Source organism: Opitutus sp. sgz309028 (assembly GCF_059821195.1).
This window is the reverse complement of the sequence record NZ_JCAMRR010000001.1, coordinates 252,940-268,514: the sequence shown is the minus strand read 5'-3', so window position 1 is coordinate 268,514 and position 15,575 is coordinate 252,940. Positions and strand designations below refer to the sequence as shown.

Annotated in this window: 17 protein-coding genes; 4 read left to right on the top strand and 13 right to left on the bottom strand. The window is 65.7% G+C overall.

What is annotated here, in order from left to right:
* Positions 1-22: 22 nt before the first annotated feature.
* From AC6RV7_RS01075 to AC6RV7_RS01025, 11 genes are all read right to left on the bottom strand, one after another.
* Positions 23-2,029: an ATP-dependent helicase gene (locus AC6RV7_RS01075; RefSeq protein WP_500092041.1), complete on the bottom strand. Its 2,007-nt coding sequence runs from the start codon at positions 2,027-2,029 to the stop codon at positions 23-25.
* A gap of 79 nt (positions 2,030-2,108) precedes the next feature.
* Positions 2,109-3,095 (bottom strand): glycosyltransferase family 8 protein, encoded by a 987-nt coding sequence (locus tag AC6RV7_RS01070; protein WP_500092040.1) that lies wholly within the window; start codon positions 3,093-3,095, stop codon positions 2,109-2,111.
* Between the two features lie 116 nt (positions 3,096-3,211).
* On the bottom strand, positions 3,212-3,943 hold the full coding sequence (locus AC6RV7_RS01065; protein ID WP_500092039.1) for an IspD/TarI family cytidylyltransferase: 732 nt from the start codon (positions 3,941-3,943) through the stop codon (positions 3,212-3,214).
* Positions 3,903-4,997: a CDP-glycerol glycerophosphotransferase family protein gene (locus tag AC6RV7_RS01060; protein WP_500092038.1), complete on the bottom strand. Its 1,095-nt coding sequence runs from the start codon at positions 4,995-4,997 to the stop codon at positions 3,903-3,905. Before AC6RV7_RS01060 ends, AC6RV7_RS01065 begins: the two co-directional genes overlap by 41 nt.
* A gap of 169 nt (positions 4,998-5,166) precedes the next feature.
* On the bottom strand, positions 5,167-5,646 hold the full coding sequence (locus AC6RV7_RS01055) for a GNAT family N-acetyltransferase (protein WP_500092037.1): 480 nt from the start codon (positions 5,644-5,646) through the stop codon (positions 5,167-5,169).
* 67 nt (positions 5,647-5,713) lie between these two features.
* Positions 5,714-6,820: a glutamate 5-kinase gene (gene proB / locus AC6RV7_RS01050; protein WP_500092036.1), complete on the bottom strand. Its 1,107-nt coding sequence runs from the start codon at positions 6,818-6,820 to the stop codon at positions 5,714-5,716.
* Positions 6,821-6,853: 33 nt separating this feature from the next.
* The gene (frr, locus tag AC6RV7_RS01045; RefSeq protein ID WP_500092035.1) at positions 6,854-7,399 is read right to left on the bottom strand and encodes a ribosome recycling factor; all 546 of its coding nucleotides are present in this window, start codon (positions 7,397-7,399) and stop codon (positions 6,854-6,856) included.
* A gap of 129 nt (positions 7,400-7,528) precedes the next feature.
* Positions 7,529-8,269, bottom strand: coding sequence for a UMP kinase (gene pyrH, locus AC6RV7_RS01040; protein ID WP_500092034.1), 741 nt, complete (start codon positions 8,267-8,269; stop codon positions 7,529-7,531).
* A gap of 118 nt (positions 8,270-8,387) precedes the next feature.
* The gene (locus AC6RV7_RS01035; RefSeq protein WP_500092033.1) at positions 8,388-9,233 is read right to left on the bottom strand and encodes a carbohydrate ABC transporter permease; all 846 of its coding nucleotides are present in this window, start codon (positions 9,231-9,233) and stop codon (positions 8,388-8,390) included.
* On the bottom strand, positions 9,230-10,120 hold the full coding sequence (locus tag AC6RV7_RS01030) for a carbohydrate ABC transporter permease (RefSeq protein WP_500092032.1): 891 nt from the start codon (positions 10,118-10,120) through the stop codon (positions 9,230-9,232). Before AC6RV7_RS01030 ends, AC6RV7_RS01035 begins: the two co-directional genes overlap by 4 nt.
* On the bottom strand, positions 10,117-11,430 hold the full coding sequence (locus AC6RV7_RS01025) for an ABC transporter substrate-binding protein (protein ID WP_500092031.1): 1,314 nt from the start codon (positions 11,428-11,430) through the stop codon (positions 10,117-10,119). Before AC6RV7_RS01025 ends, AC6RV7_RS01030 begins: the two co-directional genes overlap by 4 nt.
* 260 nt (positions 11,431-11,690) lie before the next feature.
* On the opposite strand from AC6RV7_RS01025, the gene AC6RV7_RS01020 reads away from it, so the two are divergent.
* Entirely contained in the window at positions 11,691-12,065 is a 375-nt protein-coding gene (locus AC6RV7_RS01020; RefSeq protein WP_500092030.1) for an SPW repeat domain-containing protein, read from the top strand.
* Between the two features lie 6 nt (positions 12,066-12,071).
* Here the strand turns inward: AC6RV7_RS01020 and AC6RV7_RS01015 are convergent, their stop codons facing one another.
* Both AC6RV7_RS01015 and AC6RV7_RS01010 read right to left on the bottom strand, forming a co-directional pair.
* Positions 12,072-12,467: a hypothetical protein gene (locus AC6RV7_RS01015; protein WP_500092029.1), complete on the bottom strand. Its 396-nt coding sequence runs from the start codon at positions 12,465-12,467 to the stop codon at positions 12,072-12,074.
* Between the two features lie 109 nt (positions 12,468-12,576).
* Complete coding sequence (locus AC6RV7_RS01010; protein WP_500092028.1) at positions 12,577-13,002, bottom strand: hypothetical protein; 426 nt, start codon at positions 13,000-13,002, stop codon at positions 12,577-12,579.
* 499 nt (positions 13,003-13,501) lie between these two features.
* On the opposite strand from AC6RV7_RS01010, the gene AC6RV7_RS01005 reads away from it, so the two are divergent.
* The 3 genes from AC6RV7_RS01005 to coxB are packed head-to-tail and all read left to right on the top strand — an operon-like array spanning position 13,502 to position 15,564.
* On the top strand, positions 13,502-14,041 hold the full coding sequence (locus tag AC6RV7_RS01005; protein WP_500092026.1) for a hypothetical protein: 540 nt from the start codon (positions 13,502-13,504) through the stop codon (positions 14,039-14,041).
* On the top strand, positions 14,038-14,592 hold the full coding sequence (locus AC6RV7_RS01000; RefSeq protein WP_500092025.1) for a c-type cytochrome: 555 nt from the start codon (positions 14,038-14,040) through the stop codon (positions 14,590-14,592). Before AC6RV7_RS01005 ends, AC6RV7_RS01000 begins: the two co-directional genes overlap by 4 nt.
* 15 nt (positions 14,593-14,607) lie before the next feature.
* Positions 14,608-15,564 carry a cytochrome c oxidase subunit II gene (gene coxB / locus AC6RV7_RS00995; RefSeq protein ID WP_500092024.1) on the top strand — a complete coding sequence of 319 codons (957 nt, stop codon included), beginning with the start codon at positions 14,608-14,610 and terminating at the stop codon, positions 15,562-15,564.
* The last annotated feature ends 11 nt before the right edge of the window (positions 15,565-15,575 follow it).

The window sequence follows — 15,575 nt, the reverse complement described above, 5'->3', positions numbered from 1 at the left end:
ACAGCTGCGGGCGGCGCGTCACCTACCAGCCAAAACTCCGCTTGATGCGGAGGGGCTCGTAGAGGTCGGTCGGGAGCTCGAGGATGAAACGGCTCGGCGTGAGGAGCATGCCGCCGGGGCCGGCGCGCGTCGCCACCTTCGGATATGTGAGATACAATTCATTCTTCGCACGCGTGACCGCGACGTAAAACAATCGCCGCTCCTCCTCCACGTCGCCGCTCTCGATCGACCGCCGGCCGGGAAACTGGCCGTCCGCGAGTCCGATCAGGAAAACGACGTCGTATTCGAGGCCTTTGGATTGGTGAACGGTGGTGAGCTTGACGGCTTCCGTATCCGCCTCGACATGACGGTCGCTGGTCTCGCTGTTGAGCAGCACGATCTGCGCGAGGAAATCCTGCGTCTCCTCGAACCGCTGCGCGAAACCGACCAGCGCCTTCAATTCGTCGAGGCGGTCGAGGTAGTCGGCGAAGGCGCCTTTCAGGTAATCGCCATACCAGCCGTCGATCGCGGTCTGCACGGCGTCCGCCGGCCGTCCGGCTTGCATCGTCTCCGCGACCTGCGAGAGCGAGGCGCAGAAATTCACCCAGTCGTCGCGCGCATCTTTCGGGACCTTGCTGCGGACGTCGTCCGTGTTCAGTATATCGATGAAATTTTTCTGCATCAGCCGCGCATGATCGAGGGCGGCGGCGTAGATCTTCTGCGCACCTTTTTCGCCGATCTTCGGCAGCAGCACGACGATCCGCGCCCAAGCCTGCTCGTCGGCCGGATTGTAGACGAAGCGCAGCAGGGCCACGAGGTCGCGGATGTGCTGGCGCTCGAAGAATTTCACGCCGCTGGTGATGTGATACGGGAGTCCGGCGCGCGAAAGCGCGAGCTGCACCTCGAGCGCGAGAAAGTGCGAACGGTAGAGAATCGCGATCTCGTTGAGCGACACGCCTTCGTCCTCCACCAGCGCGCGGATGCGTTTGAGGATGAAATCCGCCTGCTCGCGGTCGTCCATGGTCTGGACCACGAAAGGCTTCTGCGAGTGACCGCGGGCGGCGCGGAGTTCTTTGTCGAAATGCCGGCCCTTGGGCTGCGCGAGCAGCACGCCGTTCGCGAGATTCAGGATCTCGGGCGTCGAGCGGTAATTCGTTTCGATCCGATGGATGACGGTGCCCGGATGCCGGTCGGGAAACGTCATGATGTTTTCGAAATTCGCGCCGCGCCACGAGTAGATGCACTGGGCGTCGTCGCCGACGGCCATCACGCAATGGTGTGCGGCGAGCCGGTCGACGATCTGCGACTGCAGCGTGTTCGTGTCCTGATATTCGTCGACGAGCACGTGGCGGAAGCGGTGCGCGAAATACTGCGCGACCTCCGGCGCGTCGATCAGCAGGCGCAGCCAGCATTCGAGCAGGTCGTCGTAATCGAGCACGTTCTGCTCGCGTTTCTTGGCCGCGTAGGCGGCCGCAAACGCGGGAAACCGGTGCGCGATCTCGTCGTATTGCGGGAAGTTCTTTTTGACCGTTTCCGGGATCGAAAGCTGCGTGTTGCGCGCGAGGGAAAGGACGTCGAAGAGCGGGCCGGGCCGCGGGTTGGTTTTGTCCTTGAAAAAGAGTTTGTCCTCGCGATCGACAACCTGCTTCAGCAGCGATTCGGATTCGTCGGCGTCGAGGATCGTGAAGTTGCGCGGTACTTTGATCGCTTCGCCGTAGATGCGCAGCGCGCGGTGGCCGAGCGAATGAAATGTCCCGCCCCAGAAACGCTGTGGCTCGACACCCGTCAGGTCCTGCACGCGATGCAGCATCTCCTTCGCGGCCTTGTTGGTGAACGTGAGCAGCAGGATCTCGCCCGGTTTCACGCCCTGCGACAACAGGTAGGCGACGCGGTAGGTGAGCGTGCGCGTCTTGCCGGAGCCGGCGCCGGCCAGCACGAGCAGCGGTCCGGGCGGCGCCGTGACGGCCGCGTATTGTTCGTCGTTCAGCTGCGCGCGAAAGTCGATCGGCGGGATCTGCTCCGGGGGACGTTGGTCGAGGGAAAATTCCATCAAAGCCGCAATGGCCGCAAAGAAGCGCGGACGGGGCAAAAGAAAAAACCCGCGAAAGCGGCGGCGCGCGCGGTTGCGTTCAACCCGATGGCGCGGCCGAGCGGGCGCGGCGCAGCAAAAGACGCAATGCCCGCACGGGAGAACCGACCCGCCGCCGCACCGCGTCGGGTCGCAGCGGCGGCGGCATCGCCTGGACCAGACGTTGACCCAGGCTCGGCGGTTCCGCCCGCCAGCCGCGAAACGGCGTGCGGTCCAGATAGCGGTAATAATCGCGCCGCCAGGGGTGCGCGTTGCGATCGTGCCACGGTTTCGCCGTCGAGGTGAAATGAACGATGAATGGACGCGTCCGCGCCGCCCGCAAGGACGCCACGGAAACTTGCAGGTCGGCGGCGGAGTGATCGAAGAACTTCGATTGCTGGTTCCAGCGCAGATCGAGCCGATGCCAGTTTCCCGCATGCACCTGATTCAGAGCGTCCTGATCCTGGCATGGCAGCTCACCGGGATGCTCGAGCGCAAACGCCAGCGCCCGCGCGGCGATCCGTTGCTCGCGCCACGCCTGCAAGTCGAGCACCAGCACGCCGGCGTTGAAATAATCGTCGGCGCGACGGAGGCCCAGCAGGTCGAGTTTCCGGCCGGCGGGATTGAGCACCGCAGCCGTCGGCCGGCCGCGCAAATCTTCTTCCCAGAGCTCCTCGATCGGATGGCGGACGAGAAGATCGCAATCGAGATAAATGGCGCGGCCGACATCGGACGGAAGCAACTGCGGCACGAGCAGTCGATAATAGGTCGCTTCCGTGAGATGTTCGCTGAGCGGAATCGACGAAAGCTGGCGCCGGGCCTCGTGCACGGGAACGAAACCAATCGTCGCACCGGCGTCGGCGACCACCTGCAGGAGCGGCCCGGCGTTGTGGGCCGCCAGCGAGTCCGACAAGATCCAGAAGCGCAACCGGGACGCAGCACGGGCATGCGCCACGACCGAGGCGACAGCGACCGTCAGCGGCTGCAGATAACCGGCATCGCAACCAAAGGCAATTTCGACAAAAGGCGCAGGAGCGTTCGAAGCCATGCGCGACTCGACAGCGACCGGCGGCAAACGGCGACGGAATCGTCCACCAAGCCCAGATGGGGGCTCGTCCCGAAGGAGAACACCGTTGAAAGGAGACCGGCAGCGTGGCCAGGCCGTCAGCCGCTCGCGCGATGGGCGAGCGGGTCGGGAGCCGAGATGACGCGCAGCGGCGCGAGGTCTTCGGGGTAGGTGACTTTGATGTTCTGGGCCGGCCCTTCGATCAGACGCACGCGATGACGCGCGCGGCTCATCAGTGCGATCGTGCTTTCCTCCTCCCAGCCGTGGCGGGCCGCCAGATCGTAGGCGCGGCGCAGGGCGGACGTGCGGTAGGCGTGTGGTGCCTGAACGGATACGACTTCCGAACGCGGCAGGCTGGCGGTGAGCAGGCCGTCTTTCATCGTCGCCACGCTGTCTCGCACCGGCAGCGGGGTGAAGAGCGCCACCGCGCTGCTGTGCCGCACCTCGGTCAGCAATCGCCGGAACGTCTCCGGTTCGACCCAGGGCCGCGCGACCTCATGCACAAGCACGAACGGCGTGTGCGCTTCGTCGAGCAGACGCTTGAGGGATTGCTGGCGGGTGGCGCCGCCGCTGACGCACGTGATCGCGCAGTCGTAGCGCGGCGAGTGGCATTGTTCGTGCGCCCAATCGAGATCGCACTCGCGGACGCCGACGACGGCGTGAGCGACGAACGGCGACACGAGCGACAGGGCGTGTTGGAGGAGCGAGCCGCCCTGGTATTCGAGGGTGGCCTTGGCGATCCCGCCGAGACGCGTGCCGCTGCCGGCGGCGAGAATCAGAGCGGTGACCTCAGGCCGACCGCAGCAGTCGTTTGAAAGCTCGGGATGCATTGCGCAGGTAGGGAAGCGAGGTGTGAAAGGCCCGGCCGAAGGGACTTACGGCCAGCAGTTGCGCGTCGGAGGCGACCTCCGGCGCGAGTCGGTCGATGTGGGCGGCGAGGCGTTCGCCGCTGCGGCCGTCGAGGAGAGGACCGAACAGGCGCTCGCGATAGACGGCGCGGCGGTCTCCGTGGAGTTGCGGGTTGTTGAGAACGTCCGTGATCGCGCCGGGCAGCGCGTCGGCGCTGGAGATACGTTCGCCCATGTCGCGCCACTTCCACTCCATCCCGTTCGGATCGTAGTGTTCCGACGCGACGTGCTGCGGGTTGTCGATCAGGACCATGGGGCGGTCGAGCGCGAGAAATTCGAGCTGCACGCTGGAGGCGTCGGTGACGAGCACGTCGGCGGCCTTGAGCCAGGGCATCACATCCTCGCCGCGGTTCTCGATCAGGAACGCATCGCTGCGGCGGCGGGTGGCCTCGCGCAGCGTCTGCATCCACGGCGCGAGTTTCGGATCCTGGCCCTGCTGCACGAGAGGGTGCGGCTTGATCACCACGAAGGTGTCGCTGCGTCCGCCGTGCAGCAGATCGACGACGCGCGAGCCCAGCATCGGGAGCGAGGACAGACCGTCGTGCCACGTGGGAGCGTAGAGGACGACCTTCTTCCCGGCGGGAATCTGGGCGGGCCGCGGAGCGCTGAACAAGTTGTCCATCTGGACGTAACCGGTAATCCAATACGCCCGTCGCGGCTGGATCCCTTGGGCGAGAAAGTCGTCGCGCATCGCCTCGCTGGTCACACAAACGTAATCGGCGGCGCGGAAGGAGCGCGCGGGAATGCCCTTGTTCGCCAGGCCGTGGCGCGTATGCACGAAACGGGAAAGCGGCAGGTGGGCGCGCAAATGCAGGTAGGTAAGGTCTTCGGCGGCGACAATCACATGTGGCCGGAAGCGGGTCAGCTTTCCGGTGTCGGACGTGGCGAGGCAGTCGTGCCGCTGCTCCAGGGCGCGGATCGTCGACTGGAAAATCGCCTCGTGAAACGTGTGTCGGTAGTAGATGCCAATCCGCATGAGTCTCGGAAGGAAGGGTTACGAATTCGTGACAGACAGGCGGCCGGGGCGCTTGTGTTACAAATGCGAAACAAAGCAGGTCCCGATCGGCGCACCGGGGATTTTCCCACCCCGGGCGCGGCCACGTTTCGCCGCCGTCCGAGTTTGATGATGCTGGCGGCGGATTCCCTCAACCCGTCGCCGGCAGGGGATGGCGCATGATGAAATGGGTCAGCGTTTCCTCCACCACCGAGAATCCGAGCCGCAGGTAAAGATCGCGCGCCCGGGTGTTGACCTTCAACACCTGCAGACGGACCGGCAGGGCTAGGCGGTGGGAGGAATCAACGACGCTCCGCACCACGGCGCTGCCGAGACCGCGGTTCTGGAAGGCAGGATCGATCTGAATGTTGGCCAGAAAGACGTCGGCGGCGGTGCGTTCGACGTGCAGCAGGCCGGCATCGCGGCCTTCGGTGACGATGATCTGGATCGTCTTGGGGCTGAAGTGCTGCCGGAAAAAGCGTTCTTGGGCGGCGTCGTCCCACGAGCCCCAGGTTTGCTCGACGAGCGGCTGCATGGTGCGGCGTTTGAGCTCCCACAGCCATGCGTAGTCACGCTCGGTGACGGTGCGGAGGGAAAACGGCGCCGGCGGCGAATCCGTGCGGATGGTCACGGGGAGAGGCGGAAATGCGCGTCGGGCGCGCAACGTGGAGGGACGAAAGCTCTTGGGGCGTGAGCGGCTAGAGCAGGACCAGGTCGTTGCGATGCACGACCTCCAGGCGTTTGCGTGCGGGATACAGCACGGACACTTCCTCGCCCTTGCGCCCGGCGAGAGCGGGGATCTCGTCGCTGGAAAACGCGATCTTGCCGCGGGCGAAGACGGTGCGTTTCGGGTCGGCGATGTTGACGATGTCGCCCGCGGAGAACTCCCCCGAGGCGCCCGTCACGCCGACGGCGAGCAGGCTTCGACCCTGCTCGCGCAGGACGGGGACGGCGCAGTCGTTGACGAACACGGTGCCGCTGGGCCGCTGGAAATAGGCGAGCCAGCGCTTCTTCGCCTCGAGCGGCAGACCGCTGGGCACGAAAAACGTGCCCGGTCCGTGGCCGCCCAGCAAACGGGCGATGATCTGCGGTTCGGCGCCACTGGCGATGAACACGCCGCAGCCGGAGCGCGTCGCGAGTTTCGCCGCGGAAATCTTCGAGATCATTCCGCCAACCGCGGTCTCGCTCGTCGTGCCGCCGGCCATGGCCTCGATGTCGGGCGTGATGCGCTCGACGATCGGCACGATCTTCTTGGAGCCGTTCAGGTCGATGAGTCCCGGCGCGGTCGAAAGAATGATGAGATACTGAGCCTCGACCAGACTGGCGACGAGCGCGGAGAGGGTGTCGTTGTCGCCGAATTTGATCTCGGCTGCCGAGACCGTGTCGTTCTCGTTGATGATGGGGATCGTGCCGTAGCTGACGAGCTGGCGCAGCGTCTCCTTCACGCCGAGAAAACGCGCCCGGCCGCGGAGGTCCTCGTGGGTGAGCAGCACCTGCGCGACGGTAAGGCCGTGAGGGCGAAAACCGGTCTGCCAGTGCTGCATCAGCAGGCTCTGGCCGATCGCGGCGCAGGCCTGTTTCTTGGAGACGTCCTTCGGACGCTTGGCGAGCGCGAGCGCGCCCATGCCGAGGCCGACGGCGCCCGAACTGACGATGATCACTTCGGTGCCCTGCGCGCGGAGGGCGGCGACCTCGGCGCACACCGCGGAAATGCGGGCCGTATCAAGCTGGCCGATACCGGACGTGAGCACGCCGGTGCCGAGCTTGACGACGAGACGTTTGGGAGGAGCGGAGGAGGGAGGCATCGTGCTGGCGGCCGGAGCGGCCGCCGCGATCGATCAGACCGTCAGCAGATCCTTTTCCTTGCCGGCAAGGTGCGCGTTGATGTCGGCAATGGCCTTGTCGGTCGCCGTCTGGATGTCTTTTTCGACGCGCTTGGCCTCGTCCTCGGGCAGCTTCGCCTTCTTGACGCTTTCGATCGCATCGCGACGGAGGTTGCGCACCTGAACGCGACCTTCCTCGGCGAGGCGGTGGGCGGTCTTGACGAATTCCTGCCGGCGTTCGCGGCTCATTTCCGGCAGCGGGATTCGCACGACTTTCCCGTCCGGGACGGGGTTGAAACCGAGGTTGGCTTCCTGGATGCCCTTGACGATGGCCTTCACGAGGCCGGCGTCCCACGGTTGGATCTGGATCAGGCGGGCGTCGGGCGTGGAGATGGCGGCGCAATCTTTCAACCGCATCGGGGAACCGTAAGCTTCGATCATGACGCCTTCGACCATGGTCGGCGTCGCCTTGCCGGTGTGGATCGCGCTGAACTCATGCAGCGTGTGATCCACGGCTTTCTTCATCTTGGCTTGGGCGTCGGTGAGAATGGGATGGGACATGGTTGGAAGTTGAGAGTTGAGGGTTTTGAGTTGAGAGCCGGAGAGAGGGTGCGAACGAGAATGAAAGAGGTCGGTATGACCTCTCAGCACTCAACTCTCAACTCTCAACTCGCGCGCACCCGCGCGCATTCAACCATGCACGAGGGTGCCGATTTTCTCGCCGAGGACCGCTTTCCGGATCGCGTGGGCGTCGCCGAGATCGAACACCAGAATCGGCACGTGGTTGTCGAGACAGAGGGAGAACGCCGTGGAGTCCATGACATTGAGCCGCTGCTTCAGCGCGTCGATGAAGCTGATCTGGTCGTATTTGACGGCGTCGGCGTGTTTCTTCGGATCCTTGTCGTAGATGCCATCGACTTTCGTCGCCTTCATGATGATGTCGGCGTGCATCTCGGAGGCCCGGAGCGCGGCGGTGGTGTCCGTGGTGAAATAAGGGTTGCCCGTGCCGGCGACGAAAATGACGACGCGGCCCTTTTCGAGGTGGCGGATGGCGCGGCGGAGGATGAAGGGCTCCGCGATCTGATTCATGGGAATCGCGCTCTGCACGCGGGTGCGAACGCCCATTTTTTCCAGACAATCCATGATCGCGAGACCGTTGATCACGGTCGCGAGCATGCCCATGTAGTCGCCGGTCGTGCGGTCCACGCCGCGCTGCGAGCCGGTGAGTCCGCGGAAGATGTTTCCTCCGCCGATGATCACGCAGACTTCGACGCCGAGGTCGTGGATTTCCTTCACCTGCCCGCAGATTCGCTCGAGGGTGGTGGCATCGATCGCATCGCCGGTTTTCCCTCCCCGGAGCACTTCGCCGCTCAACTTGAGGACGATGCGCTTGTATTTAACATTCGGATCAACCGGCGGTTTCTCTTCCATTCCTTGAGAAAACGACGCATGAAAATCCACGTCAATCCCGCCGTGTCGGAACACCCGCGGAGCGCGCCAGATGCAGGTATCGGGAAATTCCGGTGCCTGTCTCGCGCACACGCGCGAATCATTTGATCCCGGCCCGAGCCTCGCTCGGCACGATGTGTCGTTGAAAGAATCGAAACAGCGCGATCACCGGCAGGGTGGCGAGCACGGCGCACGCGAGGATGTCGCCCCACTGGATCGGCGGGGCGGTGAACAGATTCGCCAGCGAAAGCTGCACCGTGCGCGTCTCCTCGCGCGTGCTGATCATCAGCGGCCATAGAAAGTCGCCCCAATGTGCGAGCAGGTCGAGCAGCACAACCGTCGCGAGCGCTGGGCGCACCGCCGGCAGGGCGAGGCTCCAAAATTGCCGCCATGCGCCCGCGCCCTCGAGCGCCGCGGATTCCTCGAGTTCCTGCGGCAGCGAAAGGAAATGCTGCCGCAGGAAGTAAATGTTGAATGCCTTGGCGAGAAACGGAACCGTGAGCCCCGCGAGCGCTGCGCCGAAGCCGCCGGTCAGCCCGAGATCGCGCGCGGTGAAAAACATCGGCACGGCGAGGACCTCCACCGGCAGAATGATGAGGATCACCACGCCGGCAAAGAGCAGATCGCGACCGCGAAACTCGAGCCGGGCAAACGCATACGCCGCAGCGGCGTTGACGACGAGTCCGATGCCGGCGACGAGCGCGACCTGCAGAAGCGAAACGAGCAAACCGCCGCCGAGAGCCGCGCGGCGCCACGCGTCGGCATAATTCGCGAAGGTCCAGCCGTCCGTGGTGAACCAGTTTTCGCTCGTGAAATGAAAAATCCGCCCCTCCTCCCGGAAGGACGCGAGCACCATCCACAGCAGCGGCGCGAGGAAGGCCACCGCGACGACAACGCTCACCAGCCAGGCGAGCGCCGGACTCGAATTCGAAAGGCGCGCTTTCATGTGCGTTCCTCCCGCGTGAAACGGCGCTGCAGCAGCGTGAGCCCGCCGACGAGCAGCAGAAACAGCAGCGTCGCGGCGCACGCGCGTCCGAGGTTTTGGCTCAAGAAGGTGATCTCGTAGATCGATTGCACGACGGTGAGCGTGCTGTTGCCCGGTCCGCCACGCGTCATCAGATACGGCTGCACGAAAATCCGAAACGCCAGGATCGTCGTCACCGTGATCACGAACACGATCGTGTTGCGCAAGCCGGGGACGACGATATGCCGCACGCGTTGACCCGCCGTGGCGCCGTCGATCCGCGCCGCGTCGAGCAGTTCACGCGAGACGCCCTGCAATCCGGCGAGAAACACCATCATCTGCAGGCCCACGCCCTGCCAGATCGACATCGCCGCGATGGCGGGCAACGCGAGGTGCGGATCGCGCAGCCAGGCCTGCGCCGGCAGACCGACGAGCGAAAGCGCGGCGTTGACGAGCCCGGTTTCGCCGCCGTGCGCGGGTTGGTAGAGGATGGTCCACAGCACCGCGAGGACCGGCATCGAGACGATCACGGGCAGAAAGAACGCCGCGCGCAGCCAGCGCCACGCCGGTTCGGGGCGGTTCACCCAGAGCGCGAGGAGAAACGCGAGGACCGTCTGGATCGGCACCACGAGGAGCGCGAACAGCGCGGTGTTGCCGAAAGCGCGCCGAAAGCGCGGGTCGGCGAGCAGATCCGAATAGTTGTCGAGCCCGGACCAGCGCGCCTGCTCCGGCGCGAGCAGATCGGCGTTGGTGAAACTCCAGCCGAAGGCCCGCAGCATCGGCCAGACGACGAACATCGCGAGCAGGGCGAGCGCGGGCAGCAGGAACCACGGCGCCGCGCGGCTTTGGGCTTTTTTCCAGGACGTCATGGAGAAGATGATACGGCGGACGGCGCCGCGGCCGGGCGACGCCGGTCGATCACGGCCTGCACCTCGCGCTCGGCCGCCCGCAGGCGGCCGGCGACCTCGTCGCCGCGGGCGATGTCGCGCAGCGCCCCGGCGAACCGCTGCGTCAACGTCGCGTAGAAGGGTGTGCGCGGCCGCGGTTGCGCGGAGGTTTCCAGCTGCTCGCGAAAGAGGCGGTAGGGGAGATTCTGATACTCGGGAAACAGTGCGAACGCCGAGCGCCGCGCGGGCACCGCGCCATTCGCGCGCACGATCGGCGCGATGCCCTGTTGCGGGTCCGTCACCCATTTCAGCCACAGCGCCGCGAGCTCGGGATGCCGCGCCTGCGCGGATACGCCCCAGCACCAGCTGCCGCAGGGCGCGACCGAGCGGGCGCCGACCCGCGGCAGCGGCATCGCGCCGAGGGCCGCGCCTTTCGTCCGCACGTGCGACGGAGCCATCCAGTGGCCGCTCCAGTCCATGGCGGTGCGTCCGCTGCCGAACGGATCCGGATCGACCGGGTCGGTCGCGGCGTAATTATTTTTGAATACGTCCTGCCAGGCCTGCAGGGCGGCGATGTTCTCCACCGACGCCAGGACGCCGCGAACCGAGGTGCCGTCGCTCGAGATGAGCTGGCCGCCGTTCGACCAGATCACCGGCGAAAAGGCATAGGTGAACCATTCGTCGGCGGACTCGTTCATGTGAAAGGCGACCGGTTCGACGCCGCTCGCATGCAACTTTTCGCACGCCGCGAGAAATTCGTTCCAAGTCCACCCGCGACCGGCTCGCGGCGGTTCGACGCCGGCGGCGGCAAGCAGCTCGCGATCGTAGTAGAGGACCACGGCCGAGTCGAAGGCGCCGAGCGCGTAGAGACGGCCGTCGATCGTCCCCTGCGTGCGGATCGTCGGCAGGAAATCGGCGAGCTCGGCCGGCGTGAACCACGCGTCGAGCGGCGCGAGCAGGCCGGCATCGACGTAGCGCGCCACCAGCGGCCCGTCGAGATCGAGCGCGTCCGGGAGATCGCGGGCGGCGGCGGCGATGGCGATCTTCTCGTTATATTGGAAGTCGGGGAAAAACGTCAGCTCGACGCGGGCGCGACCCGCATGTGCGGCATTGAAGGCGGCGGCGATCGCGCGCATCGCCTGGTTCTCGGCTTCCTGCCCCTGATGACACCACACCCGCACGAGCGACACGCCGGCCGTCGCCGGATCGTCCCGCCGGCAACCCGCGGTTCCGATCAGCGCGAGGAACAGGAAGAGGAAAGCGGAAATGGGGGCGGGTCGAACGGAACGCATGAGCAGCGGGAAAATGAAACCGCCGGCGGAGAACGTTTCCGCACCGCTGACGAAAGTGGATCCGACCCGCGACGCGGCGCGGGTGGAAAGAGGCAGACCGATAGCAACGTTGCGGGTTCAGGTGCAACCCCTCTCTGCGCCTTTGTTTTTCCGATGACGGGAACGGGCGATCGCGCGATGTGCCACCGGTGGGTTGTCTTGCGCGGCCGGTCCGGTCGCGCCCCGCTCCCGTTTGCCGCCGGTGCTGCGTAGAGTGGAGGATGCGTTTCATCTCCACCTGGGTTCATGGCGTGCTCGACTACGTGGTCGGCATTTTTCTCCTCTTTGCGCCGCGTGTCTTCGGGTTTCAGAACGGCGGGCCCGAGGACAGGATTTTCGTGTTCCTCGGCGTGGCGACGTTGATCTACAGCCTGCTCACGCGCTACGAACTCGGGCTGTTCAAGGTCCTGCGATTCAGGACGCACCTCACCCTCGACATCATCAACGGCGCACTGCTCGCGATGTCGCCTTGGGTGTTCGGCTTCGTCGAACGCGTGTGGGCGCCGCACCTCATCATCGGCCTCTTCGAACTCGGCGTCGTGCTGCTGACGCAGCCGCACACGGCGGAGACCGGCCTGCAGCGGATCGGCCGCTGAGGGCCGTCAGGTGACTTTCAAGCTGTCGAGGGTGATGACGCCCTCGTCATTCTTTTGCGTGACCGCTTCGAACTCACGATGGAAGCGGTTGAAAGATCGGGTGGTGCTGTCGAAATACTCGATGTAGGCGCGGCCCTTGGAGCGAAAACGGTTGGCCCAGCCTTGCACCGGCAGCGTCTCGTCGAGCGAGATCTTCGCGTCGGTCACTTTTACGGCGTGGGTGCCGATGGGATATTCGTATTTGAAGTAATCGAGCAGCCGTTCGCGCGTGAACTCCCGGTGCTCCTCGCGGGCCGCGTCGCCCGGGGTCGGCGGAGCCGCGCCCACCGAGCCGGCGGCGAGAAGCGACAGCGAGAAAAGGGAAACGAGGAACAAACCGAGAGGTGAGAAGCGACGAGTCATAAGTGTAGGCGACGCACGCCAAAGAACTGCCGCTCATCCGGAATCGCAAGCTGATCGCGGTGGCGGAAGCGCACGCGAGCGACGCCTACGCGTCGCTCGCGGCCTTGGTTCAACGACTCCGATCTTCCGACGACTGCCGTTCCGCGGGCGCGGGACCGGTGTCGATTTCGATCCCCGCCTCTTCGAGCGCGCTGCGGAGCGGCGCGACGAAGTGGTCGCAGAACTCCTCGAGTCGGAACGTCACTTCGAAATCCTCCTGGCCCGTGACAAACGAGACGGCGTCCGCGAGATCGCAGAGGTCTTCGTCGGTGAAATGCTCCTCGATCACGGCCTGACTGCCCTCGAGCGCGATCATTTGCGCCCAGAACACGTCGTTGTCGGGATCGGCCGGGCGCAGCGTGACGCGACCGCAGAGCCCCGCTCGGGCGATGCGCCGGCCGAAGCCGCGCAGCGTCTCATACGCGAACGCCAGATTCGCGAGCCGGGCCTGTCGCGCGAGCAGCGGACGAGCCTGCAATAATTGGGTGAGTTTCATGGGAGGTCCTCCTTGCATCAGCATGCCTTGGTTGAAGGTTGATCCGCGTCCGGTGACGCGGGGTGTTGAGCAAACGCGAACAACTGACCATGGGTCCGGTGTCCCCGCCTTCGCCGAAGCGACTGTGCCGGAAACCGGGCCGTCACTGACCTGAACGCCGGAAAAAACCGCTGTCCTGACGATGCGCTCGGCCCTGCCGCGAATCGGATCCTGATCAACCATCCTCCGAGCCGCGCTTCATCTCGCCTCACGCTCTGCTGTCAATCACTCGTCACTGACCGGACTGACTTAAGCTTCCACTCCAACGAAGCTGCGTCCGCGCGCTTGTCCAGCCTCGTGACAAAAAAACTGCGGTGGCGCTGGAAATTTTCGCAATCGGGCCGCACCTGAGGCGCCCTTCCGGCCACTCTCCGCAAGACAGGCGGGGGTGCTTCCTCTAGCATGTTCCATGCGCTTTCATCCTGCAGCGGCCGGCCGGCGATCCTGGTGGCACAGAATCATGCGAGTGCTGCTGACGACCCTGGCGGGAGCCGCGGCCGCCGCCGGGCCCGAGGCAGGACCGCCGGGCGAGTGGCGGATGGCCGCCAGGGACTTTGCCAACACGCGCTATAGCGCGCTGACGGAGATCGGCACCGCGAACGTCTCGCAACTGCGGGTGGCATGGGCGTTCTCGACCGGCGTGGTGCGCGGGCACGAGGCCGCGCCGCTCGTGGTCGGCGACACGATGTATGTCGTCACCCCGTATCCAAACATTCTCTACGCGCTGGATCTGACGAAAAGCGGCGCGGTGAAATGGCGCTGCGAACCCAGGCCCTCGCGCTCGGCGCAAGGCGTGGCGTGTTGCGACGTGGTCAATCGCGGCGCCGCTTATGCGGACGGGCGGATCTCGTCGTCGGCGTGCCGGCGGATCTCGAACGCGCGCTCCCGGCGCGGCCGTATTACCGTTCCACCTACGTCTTCGTCACCCGGGCGGGCACGGCGGCGGTGCACTCTTTCGACGATGCCGCATAGCGGCGTCGCACCATCGGCGTGCAGATGATCGGCGACGATTTCTACAGTTCGCCTCCGGCACGCGCGCTCGCGGCCCGCGGTCGGACGGAAAACGTGTGCGGCGACTACGCGCAGGATAGTCCTCCGGCCGAGATCGCTCGCGCGGACGAGGCGTCGCGAACGGCGGTATTGAGCGAGTTGCGTCCTGGCCCGGCGAGTCCGGCGGACCCGAAGCGCGTGAGCCTCTACGACGACAACGCCTGGGCGGTTTCCGAGGGGCAGCGCTGGTTCCAGGCTTTTAATTGCATCGGCTGCCATGCCAACGGCGGGGGAGGCATCGGGCCGGCGTTGATGGACGATGTGTGGATCTACGGATTCGGACCGGAGAACATTCGCGCCACGATCATCGAAGGGCGGCCGAACGGGATGCCGTCGTTTCGCGGCCGGGTGACGGAACAGCAGGCCTGGGAGCTCGTGGCTTATGTGCGCTCGCTCGGCGGCCTGCTGCGCAAGGACGTCGAGCCGGGGCGCTCCGACAGCATGAACGCGCGGCTCGCGCCGCAATCGACTCCGCCGCAAAAGCCGCGTCAGAGCGAGTGACGCGTCGGAACCGCCATGTCGGAAAACTTGAACTCCGCGCTGGATACGGCCGGTCCCCAAGCGGGGCGGATCGAGGACTTGTGGTGGCTCCTGTTTGGTTTCTGCGCGGTGGTGTTTGTCGCGGTGATGGCGGTGCTCGTGGCCGCGCTCGTGCGGCGCCGCACGCCGGACGAATCGATGGAACCGACGTATGCGGGGCAGCGCACGGCGCTGCGCTACGTGGGCGCCGGACTGCTGGCGACGGGCGCAATCCTGTTCGGTTTCTTGATCGCGAGCGTCACGACCGACCGCGGGCTCGACGAAATCGAAACCGGTGGCGCGCGTGTGCTGACGATCACCGGCCGGCAGTGGTGGTGGGAGATTCGTTACGAGGATGCGCGGCCGGACCGGGTGGTGGTGACCGCGAACGAGATCCATGTTCCGGTGGGGCAGCCGGTGTTGCTGCGGCTGCGGGCTTCGGACGTGATCCACAGTTTCTGGGTCCCGAGTCTGGCGGGGAAGCGGGACCTGATTCCCGGACGCGACACCGGATTATGGATACAGGCCGACCGGCCGGGAACCTTTCAGGGGCAATGCGCGGAGTTTTGCGGGCACCAGCACGCGCACATGCGTTTCCTCGTGATTGCGCAGCCGCCGGCCGAATTCGAGGCGTGGCTGGAGGGGCAGCGGGCGTCGGCCCCCGAGCCGGCCACCGACGAGGAGCGGCGCGGGCGGGAGGTGTTTCTCGCCGGGAGCTGCGTGATGTGTCACACGATTCGCGGCACCGCGGCCGGGAGCATCGTGGGCCCCGATCTCACGCACCTCGCCAGCCGGCAAACGATCGCGGCCGGAGCGCGGCCGAATACCCGCGATCATCTGGCGGCCTGGGTGGCGGACCCGCAGCGCACCAAACCCGGTGCGCGCATGCCGGTGCCGGAGCTGCCGCCGGCGGATCTGCAGGCGCTGGTGACCTACCTGAGGAGCTTGCGATGATGACGCGGCGG